Source organism: Flagellimonas onchidii (genome assembly GCF_004804315.1).
In the GTDB taxonomy this organism is placed as follows: domain Bacteria; phylum Bacteroidota; class Bacteroidia; order Flavobacteriales; family Flavobacteriaceae; genus Flagellimonas; species Flagellimonas onchidii.
Window position 1 is genome coordinate 17,322 of the sequence record NZ_SRXX01000009.1, and the last position, 11,745, is coordinate 29,066.

General features: G+C 41.7%; 5 protein-coding genes. 1 reads left to right on the top strand and 4 read right to left on the bottom strand.

Features of this window, described 5'->3' with window-relative positions; all coding sequences use genetic code 11:
• Positions 1 to 23 precede the first annotated feature (23 nt).
• Entirely contained in the window at positions 24 to 320 is a 297-nt protein-coding gene (locus tag E4661_RS10625) for a hypothetical protein (RefSeq protein WP_136467122.1), read from the bottom strand.
• A gap of 81 nt (positions 321 to 401) precedes the next feature.
• Positions 402 to 8,720 (bottom strand): T9SS type B sorting domain-containing protein, encoded by an 8,319-nt coding sequence (locus tag E4661_RS10630; protein ID WP_136467124.1) that lies wholly within the window; start codon positions 8,718 to 8,720, stop codon positions 402 to 404.
• A gap of 146 nt (positions 8,721 to 8,866) precedes the next feature.
• Between E4661_RS10630 and E4661_RS10635 the strand changes: the two genes are divergently transcribed.
• Entirely contained in the window at positions 8,867 to 9,988 is a 1,122-nt protein-coding gene (locus tag E4661_RS10635) for a PQQ-dependent sugar dehydrogenase (protein ID WP_136467127.1), read from the top strand.
• A gap of 3 nt (positions 9,989 to 9,991) precedes the next feature.
• Here the strand turns inward: E4661_RS10635 and murQ are convergent, their stop codons facing one another.
• A complete protein-coding gene (murQ, locus tag E4661_RS10640; RefSeq protein WP_136467129.1) occupies positions 9,992 to 10,801 on the bottom strand; it encodes an N-acetylmuramic acid 6-phosphate etherase in 810 nt (269 codons plus the stop codon).
• A gap of 5 nt (positions 10,802 to 10,806) precedes the next feature.
• Positions 10,807 to 11,556, bottom strand: coding sequence for a DeoR/GlpR family DNA-binding transcription regulator (locus tag E4661_RS10645; RefSeq protein WP_136467131.1), 750 nt, complete (start codon positions 11,554 to 11,556; stop codon positions 10,807 to 10,809).
• Positions 11,557 to 11,745: the final 189 nt, after the last annotated feature.

Consider the following 11,745-nt stretch of genomic DNA (forward strand, 5'->3'; position numbering starts at 1 on the left):
ACAAAACATAAAATTAGTGCGCCCTATTTTCCGGATAAAAACTCTCTAATTTCCAGATAAAAAGCTTCCCTAGCCTCAGCTGAATCATTGGTAGGATTCAAAAGAAAATAACTTATGGTTTGTTTCTGACAAAATTCTTCTAAATCCTTACCATCCCATAGGTGATAGCTCATAAGTAAAACATTGTAGTCTATCTTATAGGGTTTATCCGCATCATCATATCCGTTAAGAATAAGATTCAGTTGAAAAATGGAATAATCAAGATTGGCACGTTCATCCGTAAGAAAGGAAGGATTTTCAGAGTTTACATTTTTGTCCATTCAGTTGGGCTTATTGACATCCTATGAGAACCAAAATCGTCTCGGATAACTTGCCTTAAATATAGGAAAAAAGAGTTTTAGTTAGCGATAAAGTGTAAAATGCCCGACATATCGCTGCTTTTCACGATCATTTGCATTTACAACGTACCAATAATCTCCTGTGGGCAACGGATTACCTTCATACATACCATCCCATTTTTTCACTTGGTCCAGTCTTGCCACAACTCTTCCATAACGATCATATATGATTACGTCTATATTTGGGAAGAATTCCCTGTTCTGTGGGTACCAATAATCGTTTAAACCATCACCGTCTGGGGTGAAAAAAGGTGGTATCTCTGGCATTCCATCAAAGTCGAATGGCATTACCAAATTAGCAACACATCCATTTTGGTCCCTTACCATGATGTTGATATTTGAATCATGGTTTACGGTAAAAACATTGACTTCTCCGAAGGATTCACCTTGGAAAAAGTATTCATACCCTCCGAAACCTCCTGTTGCTACAGCGGTGATTTCGTTCGGTCCTGTTTTCATAGCTTCCAATGTCAATGGTTCATAGGCATCAATTTCAAATTCCGCGAAAGTTACACATCCGTTTTGATGGTAGACATAAACCGTGTGTTCACCCGCAGGCAAGTCACCAAAAATCCTTTGGTCGGTCGCCAACTGGACATCATCAACATCCAAAGAGAACAACAAATTGGGAATCAATGAAGCATCTGCAATTGACACCGTTGCCGTACTATTCGGGAAAATACCCTCACAACCATATTCCACTATAGGTTCAGCCATCAGTTCAATTCCTATTCCGATATCTGCAATGACGTTGGTTTGACAGCCATTTGCATCCCGTACAAAAATCACATATGTCTCCCCTCCCATCAAATTATCAAAATATAGTGCGTTATTCTGTACAAAATCGGCATCATCAGCAGAATTGACACTTGTGTAATATGGCGCTGTACCTCCTGATACTTGCAACGTCAAGGTTCCATCAGCATCACCCAAACAGGTTTCTGGGGTGGTTGCTACAACTCCCGCAACCAATTCCATCGGTTGGGTTATTTCTACCGTTCGGGTAATGGTACATCCCAAATCGTCTTGAATTATAATATCATATGTTCTTGGAGCCAAGTCATCAAATGTCTTTCTGTTTGGATTTGTCGGGTCGTCTCCTTCAAAAAACTCGCTTAAAGTATCTGAAATAGAATACCTTATGTCTCCAGTACCTCCACTGGCCTCAATAATAATCTGACCATTGGCATCTCCGGCGCAAACAACGGGAACAGCTTCTAAATATTCCAAAACCAATGGTGGTTTGGGATCAATAACAATTGGGTCCGATATAGCCTCACACCCTCCACTTTGTGCATAAACGTAATAGGTTCCAGCATCAAGATTTCTAAATATTCCTGAGCTTTGGGCCGGTCTTACCGTATTTACAGCTGTTGGATTTGGAGGGGTGTTTGAATTTAAAAGTGTATAGACATAACTTCCAATTCCTCCAAACGCTTCAGATCTAATGATTCCTGTTGCTTCTCCAGCACAATTGATTGTGGCATTTGTTAAGTCCAATGCAATAACCAGAGGCGCAGCTGGATCCAACGAAATCTGATTTGAGAGCTCAAATGGACATCCATTAGAATTTTGTACATCATATTGGAAAGGTCCTGGATCTATAGTAATATCCGCTGCGATTTCCACACTGGTCATTCCGGTACCAAAAGGGGTAAAAGGGTCTGATGTACCTGATCTACGGTAAAAATAGTCTACCCCTACCTCAGGATTTGTCACGGTAAGTTCCATTCTTCCCAAATCGCCACAACCAGGTGGTTGTAATTCTCTAAGTTCAGCTATAACAATTTCTGGGTCTTGTACAGTAATTGGCAATGTAACAAAACTGCAGTTCCATCCGTCAAAAATGGTTATGGTGTAGTCTCCAGCGGACAGGTTAGCAAATGTAGGGGTCGTCTGCAATCCACTATTGGTACCATCTGTAATCCGGTTCAACTGATATAGATAATTGCCAGGTCCTTGACCTCCAGTCACATTGTGCGCTTCTATAATTCCATCATTGTCATTATTACAACGCAACGGTTGTACTACTTGGATATCGGCAGTAATTGGTGTAGGTAGCGGCAAATTAATATTGGTACTCTCCTCACATCCCCTAAAATCCCTGACATTTACCGTGTAGGTTCCTGTAGAAAGATTCTGGAAAATTGGATTCGTATTTGGGTAATCTACCAAAACAGTAACACCATCTGGAGCGATCAATTGATATTCATAGGTTCCCCAACCGCCATCTCCAGAGGCCGTAATCTCACCAAATCCAGGAACATTACAAGTAACCTCGGTAGTTTGTACAGCTGTTACAGATAGAGCCCTGTCAGGAGATCTCACGGTAACAACGTTACTAACAACGTCGCAAAATGGTGAATCCAAAGCTTCTATATGAACAATAAGATTTCCCGCCGGTACTCCTGTAATTCTTTCAGGAGAGTTTATGGGTGCATTGGTATCAAAACTTCCCGTAACACCCGTTGATGTTTCAACCCCAGCGTTATCTCTGGAGAACACCTCATAATTATAGGTTCCACTATAATTGTTGATAGCCAGACTAATTACCCCATCACTACCATTAAAACAAGTTACCGGTTCTACTTCTGCAACAACAGCTTCAATAGTATTATATTCAGGCATGTTGATGGTTGGGGTTAGATAAGAACATCCCCCACTACCAATGTCGGTCACTGCAAAAATATAATCTCCAGGAGTTGAAATTGGCCAAACAACCCTGTCTGTACCAGAAGAATTTCTAGCGGGCTCGGAACCTAAAGGAAGAATTTCCACTTCATAGTTTCCAGCACCTTCGTTTACGATAATTTCGATAAATCCAGGGTTAACACCAGTTCCTGAGGCGTCACAGGTTATTTGCCCCACATTATGGCTAAATGTTATATCTGTTGGTGTGTTAATGTTGACTGTTGTAGTTTCTTCACATCCATTTTGATCTCTGGCGGTCAGAATAATACTTTGATTGGTACCATTATCTATTACCTCAAACACATTGCTTGTTTGGAAATTTGTTCCATCAAATTGAGGAGTACCATCGTTCATACTATAAGTATACGGACCGGTTCCCGTAGCCGTTCCCGTACCATCACCATTGGTATCGGTATAAATTGTAATAGTAGCAGTACTGAATTGATTGCTCGAAGGATTACAACTAAATTGTGTGTTGGCCGCATTAACCTGTAGCTGTGATGGTTCTCCAATTACAACATTTCCGGAACGATCTGTACACCCTCGGTCAGAAATCACTTCTACCTGATAAGTATCTGGTGCCAAGTTATCAAACAAAGGAGATGCTTGTGGGCCAGCAAGTACTGTTGAGCTAGGACCATCATACAAAACATAGTTTATTGGAGTATCCGTATCACTGCCGGGTTGAAGTTCCACAAATATGGAACCATCCGCAGCGCCATTACAACTTACGTCTGTTCTTGGTGTAGCGGTAATAACCGGTGTGTTTACCGTGGACACATTTACAATCGCTTCATCGGAACAAAGCGGAAAAGTGTTCGAACTTAAATCTGTAACCAAAATATTATAATCTCCAGGCAATACACTATTAAATACATTAGAACTTTGCGCTGGTCCAATATTTGCTAAAGTACCGGCATCCCTTAATTGGAACTCAAAATTCCCACTTCCCCCAGTTGTATTCACCGTAATGACACCATCTCCCGCATTACAAGTCGGAAATGATGTAGCATCAGCCGTAATCGCAAAGAAATCAAAAACATCTGCCGTGATAGTATCGGTACATCCATTACCATCTCTTATGGTAATTATATAGCTTCCCGGGTTCGGTACAACAAAATTGGGGCTGTTTTGAAAACCACTACCAATATCATATTGGAAAGTCGTTTCCGGACCAGGTCCAGTAGTCAAGGGAGCAGTAACATTAATCTGATAGCCGCTGGTAGCCGTGCATTGATTTATTACATCAATTGTGGGAGTTGGAATTCCCGGTTCTTGGGAAACCGTGACCGTGGTCAATGCAGTACATCCATTGGCATCTTGCACATAAAAATCATAGTCAGAGGGATAAGGACCGGCTATTTCAAAAGTGGTGTCCGTTCCAAAAGTTGTTGGAGCGGGGTCACCTGTGGGCACATAGGCGTATCCAAAAGGTGCTGTTCCTCCAAATCCTCTTACTGTAACAAAAGCTCCAGCATTACAGGTAGCCTGCACGTTACTGTCTACGACGATAGTAGGAGAGCTAAATCCGATAAAGACTCTAGTGCTAGCACTACAACCAGAATCCGTATCGGTAACAATAATTTGGTAATTGCCCGGCGCCAATCCAGTGAATGTATCATTAAAAGGAAGCGGTTCATTGGTGTAGGTCGTAGGGCCGGAAATATTGGCTCCAGTATCGGTATTTTCGAGCGTAACCTCAAAATTTGCGGGATTAGCCGGCAAGCCGGAAATTTCATAATTGATTTCTCCCGTTCCAGACACATTACAGGAAGCTGTAGTGGCGGTTGCGGTGACGATAACCGGATTAGTTGCTGCAATGGGGTCAATCTCTTCAATATAGGTACAACCCAAATTATCACGTACCTCAACAAAATATGTAATACCGAAGGTCACCTGTCCTGTAAAATCATATTCATCTCCATTCACACCCGTACCAGGTTGAAATGTAGGGTCTCCAACCAACCTAAACTCATATGGAGCCGTACCTCCTGTAGCTCGAACACGGTAAGTGAAAGCAGTTCCAGAACATACCGGCGGTGTAACATCTAACGGAATCAAATCCAATACATTTTGGTCTAAAACAACATCATCCCTGTCTTCGCAGCCCTGGGAATCGGTTGTAACCACAGTATAATTCCCGACATTAAGGTTCGGGAAATTCACTGTTGTACTGGTCGTGGCCAATGACTGGGCCACCAGATTTCCAGCTGCATCCAATAAAACATAATCAAACGGGGAAACTCCATTATTAATAGTTGTTGAAATGGAACCGCGAACATTTCCCGCAGAACAAACTGCAGGAGTGGGAGTAACTGTGGCATCCAACGGAGCACTTGCTCCAATAGTTACATCATATGCGGGGCTTACACATCCTCTACTGTCTCTGATAACAAAGCCTCCATGTGTTCCGGGTCCATAGCCCGAAAAAATATTTTGCGTACTGAAAGTTGCACCGTTATCATTACTAAATTCATATGGCGGGATTCCCTGTGTTGTATCCGGTATCAGCTCCACAATACCACTGGTACTATCACCACATTGTGTGTCCATGCCCACAACAGAGCCCGAAATGGTTTCAGGAGGGGTAATGGTCACAATATTTGACTCAGTTGTACATCCTTCACTATCTGTTATCAAGAATTGGTATGTTGTATCTGAAATGATAGACCCATCATTGGGAATGCTATATACGAATGAATTCCCTGTTATATTGTTGCTGTCAGAAGTATAAGGCGCACCATTGATGCTCACTTCGTAAATGTCATAGTTCCCTCCAGAAGTATAACCATTGCTAATGTTTACTTGTATTTGTGCTGGCGGTCCGGCACAATCCAATTCTTGAATGGTTGTTGCCAATGCTGTCACTTGGGGTTCAATGATCTGGGTAACCGTATCCCTACAATCATTTGCATCCACGACTTCTATGGTGTATGTTCCTGGGGTAAGTCCGGAAAAAGTGTTGCTGGCACCCAAAGCACCTCCATTAATTCGGTATTGATATGGTGCGGCACCCAAGGTTGCATTGACCACCAAGGTTGCTGCGGTAAAATTATCATAACATAAGTCAGAAGCTCCTGAATCCAAGGCCAAGCTTGGAGCCTGTAAAGAGGTCAATGTAAAGCTATCCGTTACCGTACATCCATTTGCATCTGTCACACTAACCTGGTATGTCCCGTCTTGGGAAAGATTAGAGAACACACTTCCATTTTTTGGCCCTCTAGTAGAACTATCTGGCTGGGTTAGTGTATAACGATTACCACCCCATCCGCCTACAGTATTCACCCTTACTGAACCTATGTTTCCATTCTGGCAACTCATAGCGGTAACATCTAAGCTGGAAATGGCAAAGGCCGTTGTGGGTTCCTCAATAACCAAGGTAGCTGTATCCGTACAGTTGGTTTCCTCATCTGTCACGGAAATCACATAGCTTCCGGCTGTCAATCCAGTTAAGGGAATGATACTTGCATTTTGCGCTGTGAATACGGTTCCTCCATCTATGCTATAACTATAAGTTGTGTTAAATCCATCGACAAGAAAACGTCCTTCCCCATCAGAATCACCTACACAGGTTACCACTCTTGTCTGTTGACCTTGAACTCCTATGGAACTAATATCTGTAATGGCATAGTTTTCATCATAAGAACATCCTTCGTTATCGGTTACCCTAAAGGTGTAGGTTCCCAGTCCAACACCAGTGAACGTATCGTTATTGCCATTATTGATTGCACTAGCAGCGGGTGCCACAATTTCGTAGATGTAAGGAGCTGTACCGCCAGTAACCGTTAATGAAACAGAAGCTGTGGTTGTGATACAGTCTAAACTTGATATGGAAAAATCCAAGTTGGTTGGCTTATCCAATGTGTTAAAAACAATATCTGGCAAAGCCTGTACACATCCATTCGCGTCTCTAATCAACGGGGTATAAGTTCCAATACCCAGATTTGAAAATACTGTGCCCGTTCCAAAACCGGCACCAACACTATATTCATATGGAGCGGTTCCACCCGAAACTCCAGAAATAGTAATTTGCCCACCTGTTTCATTGGTACATGTGGGTGCAGAATTCGGAGTGGCAGTAGCCGTTATGGTCGATGGTGTACCAACAGTTGCTGTTTGAGGGGAAGTAGTACAAGTAAAAGAATCTTGTTCGTATCGCAACACCACATCATAAGTTCCAGGAGCTAAATTGGAAAACACATTACTTATTTGATAGCTGGTACCATTATTAATACTATACTCAATTTCGTAACCAAATCCACTTGTTACATCAATGGTAATTCTACCATCATTTATACCACCGCAATTAGCATCTTCCTCAATAATGTTAAAAATTGGAGGCGGGATATTTGGAACATCAACCGATGCGCTGCGTTGACAGCCATTGGCATCTTCTACCAAAATAGCATAGGTGGCTGCCGTATTGACGGTAAATGTGGTTGAGCCCGTGTATGTGGAACCAAATGGACCCCCATCAACACTGAAGCGATATGGTGCGGTTCCACCCGAGGTTGTGAGATTAACATCTACAGAAGTGGCGCCACAACCAAAACTATCAGAAGCGGTGGCCGAAACATCCAAAGGACTAATCCCATTTCCAATTTCTATGAGATTTCCTGTAGTATCTGTGGTGATGGTCTCAGAACAATCATTCGTATCTACCCTAATACTGTATGTGCCAGGGCTTACGTTGGCAAATGTATAGGAATCTGACCCATTGGGTCCAAACGTATCCACTGTAACTCCGTTTTTAATCAAACGATAGGTGTAAAATCCCGGCACTCCGGAAACCTGTACATCCACACTTCCTAACTCACCGCTACAAAGAATATCATTGGCGGTTACATCGATTGTAATGTCCAAATCCTGAACATCAACCGAGTTTGAAGGAAACAAACAAGCACTTGCCGATACATTCTTCAATCGCACCCAAACCATATAATTACCCGCTGTGGTCACATCAAAGAATGGGTCGTCTTGATAAGGCCCTGCCGAACTGTTTAGGCTGTACTCATATCCAGCAGGTACATTGGTAACTTCTACTCTTCCAGGGTTACCACAAATAATATCTTCTTTGATCAATTGGGGGTCAAGAGGATTTAGGGTGGATTTGAAGTAAAAATATTGCCCTGAACCCACACGTACCCTAAACTCGCCAGCTGAATCCAACGCAAAAGTTGAACTAGTCCCGACCGTATTCCAGGTACATGCAGTATTTATCGTTGGACAATCATCTACGACAGTTGGAGCACAAGTATTTGTATCAAGCTGCTGCCATTGATAACTCCCACCGGACTGGCTAAGAGTAAGTGTTCTGACATCACTTGTCCCACACAGAAAGAACTTTGCCAATGTACTACCATCATTGGGGCAAACCACTTCCTCATCTGCGCCTTGGATGATAGTCATAAACATACTGCTTGAAGCTGTCAACGAAAAGTCTTTGTCAACTTTTTTGGTCTGTTTTAAGACCGCAGGATGTTCCTCTTTTTCCTTAGAATCTGAAACCAAAGAAACAAGCGAAGCAAGAAGATTGCTCGTTTCAGTTTTTGCCAATACCGTGGAACAACAAATTGATATAAGCACCAATAACACGGCATATAGCAAATGCCTTGTTTTTTTAGGTAGCATAGGTTAAGTCTTGTTATGGTAGAATATTGCGGATTTGGGACCTTAATATTCTAAATAGTAATTATCTAAACTTATATATTCTCTTTATCTTTCGACTACAAAAAACCGTAGTTCGTCTATAAAATCTATAATTTCAACGTAAATCTATGAAAAAAAGTGCTCTAATTCCCTATTTTTTCGTTGTAATGCTTAGTACATCTTGTGCCCAAAAACGGGACAATAGCATTAATCTTCCGAAAACCATTGATTTTACTATCGAAGCCGTAGTTTCCAATCTTCAAAACCCATGGGGCATGGTATTTCTACCCAATGGAGGTATATTGATTACTGAAAAAGCGGGGAAATTGCTGCATTTTAAGAATGGTCGTACTACAGAAATAACAAGTCTACCCGATGTTTACGTTCGAGGTCAGGGAGGTCTTTTAGATATCGCGCTCCATCCAAATTATGAGCAAAATGGTTGGCTCTACTTATCGTACTCTTCTAATGATGGAGGTGGTAAAGGTGGCAATACAACGATAATGCGCGCCAAACTGGACAACAGCAAACTTGTAGAAAAAAAAGTACTTTACAAAGCTGCGCCAAATACTACCAAAGGACAACATTTTGGATCTCGCTTTGTATTTGATAATGACGGATATCTTTATTTTTCGGTAGGAGATCGAGGAAACCGAGATGTAAACCCGCAAGATGTTTCTAGGGATGGAGGAAAAATCTACCGACTACATGATGATGGGCAAATTCCTGAAGACAATCCTTTTGTATCCAAATCCGGTGCAAAGGCAGCGATATATAGTTATGGACATAGAAATCCTCAAGGAATGGCGGTTCATCCAGAAACAGGAAAATTATGGGAACATGAACATGGTCCTAGAGGCGGGGATGAGATCAATATTGTTGAAAAAGGGAAAAACTATGGCTGGCCGGTTATTACCTATGGCATCAACTACAGTGGAACCAAGATTACTGACGAAACCTCACGTCCTGGAATGGAACAACCTCTTTACCAATGGACCCCTTCTATAGGGCCCTGTGGTATGACGTTTGTTTCTTCGAATAACTATCCCAAATGGAAAGGAAACCTACTCGTTGGGTCTTTGGCTTTTCAATATCTGGAACGCTTGGTGATTGAAAATAACAAGGTGGTGTATCGTGAAAAACTATTGGACGGCATGGGCCGTGTTCGAAATGTAAAACAAGCTCCTGATGGATTTATTTATGTTGGAATCGAAGGAAAGGGTATTTACAAGTTAATTCCTAAGGAATAAACCTCACTTTAAAGCCTTAATCGCCTCTCTTACCGAACCGTATTGTTTCAAAGCCTTTTCGGCTTCTTCATATTCAATATCCAATGCTTCAACCAAATAACGGGTACCCCTGTCGACCAATTTGTTGTTGCTCAATTGCATATCAACCATTTTGTTGCCCTTGACACGACCTATCCTAATCATTAGGGATGTAGTTATCATGTTAAGCACTAACTTTTGGCTAGTTCCACTCTTCATGCGGGTACTTCCTGTTAAAAACTCTGGCCCCACGTTCACTTCAATTGGAATATCTGAATCTGTAGCCAACGGCGAACCAGGATTATTGGTAATTCCTGCGGTCAATATCCCATGCTTTTTCGCATCGGCAATGCCTCCTAAGACATATGGTGTTGTGCCCGACGCCGCAATTCCGACCAAAACATCATTGGAGTTTATATTGAATTCATTTAAGTCCTTCCAAGCCTGATTTGAATCATCTTCGGCATGCTCCACAGATTTGCGTATGGCCACATCTCCACCGGCCATCAACCCCACTACCCTTTCATGGGGTAACCCATAGGTAGGTGGAATTTCCGAAGCATCCAAAATGCCCAATCGACCACTGGTTCCTGCTCCAATATAAAACAACCTACCCCCTTCTAAGAAACGCTCAGCCGTAGCGTCCACCAGTTTACCAATTTGAGGAATGACTTCCGACACAGCCTTTGCCACTTTCTGATCTTCATTGTTGATACCTTCCAATATAGCTTCGGTATCCATTTGCTCCAAATTGTCATAATTCGAAGGGCTTTCAGTGATTTTTTTATAGTCCATATTCATTATAATAGGTGTATCTCTTGGTTTCTAAATGGGTTTAAACGCTCATGGCTTGGGTTCAATTCCGTAATCATGGTGTTTATCGCATTAATATCGCAGGTTTTAAAACGGTGCTGGGAATTCAATTTTTCAGAAATGGAGAGTAAAATGGTTTTTTTAGAAGCCTTTATCACCGCCTTTTTAATTTGGACAATATCCCAATCAAACTCAGTTAATCCATATACTGAATCTACATAGCCAGTTCCAATAAAGCTATAATCCACGTGTATTTCAGACAGATGGTGGATTGCACTTGCCCCAATCGATATCTGTGAATCTTTCGAGACCTCTCCCCCAATTAAAATCACCTTTACATTTGACTTCTCCAAAAGCTCTAAGGCTACCGGAAGACTCATCGTAAAGCATGTTAATCCAATATTTTCAGGTATTTTCCGTGCAAGTTCTGTACAGGTAGTACCTCCATCAATAAAAACCACGCCTCCATCCTTTAAAAAACTTACCGCTTTTTCTGCTATCTTCTGTTTTTCCTCTAGCGCATAAACATTATTGTTTCTAACGGTTGTGTTGGTAAAGCCCAATGATACCGCACCTCCATGTACTTTTCGAAGTTTGTTATCGGTATCCAGTTCCTTCACATCCCTTCTGACCGTATCAATGGACACATCCAGCATTTCAGCTATATCTGTTAACAGCACTTTGTTGTGCAGGGCCACTTCGCTTAAAATGGTACGTTGCCGTTCTTCTTTTAGCATAGGTATCAATCTATTTTGCAAAGATATACATTTTCAAATTTTGCTGTTTTATTCGACTTTAAAGTTAAGTAAAGGTTATTAAATGCAAAAAACTGCAATAAAAAAAGCAAAAAACGGCAAAATCCAATTTAATTTGCTACTTTTGCCCTGTTTAACATTGACTCTCGATTTTTAAAACCAATAAAACAA

What these genes read in the sequence shown, in the direction of transcription:
- E4661_RS10625 (WP_136467122.1), bottom strand. Translation starts at nt 320, where the DNA reads ATGGACAAAAATGTAAACTCTGAAAATCCTTCCTTTCTTACGGATGAA.
- E4661_RS10630 (WP_136467124.1), bottom strand. Translation starts at nt 8,720, where the DNA reads ATGCTACCTAAAAAAACAAGGCATTTGCTATATGCCGTGTTATTGGTG.
- E4661_RS10635 (WP_136467127.1), top strand. Translation starts at nt 8,867, where the DNA reads ATGAAAAAAAGTGCTCTAATTCCCTATTTTTTCGTTGTAATGCTTAGT.
- murQ (WP_136467129.1), bottom strand. Translation starts at nt 10,801, where the DNA reads ATGGACTATAAAAAAATCACTGAAAGCCCTTCGAATTATGACAATTTG.
- E4661_RS10645 (WP_136467131.1), bottom strand. Translation starts at nt 11,556, where the DNA reads ATGCTAAAAGAAGAACGGCAACGTACCATTTTAAGCGAAGTGGCCCTG.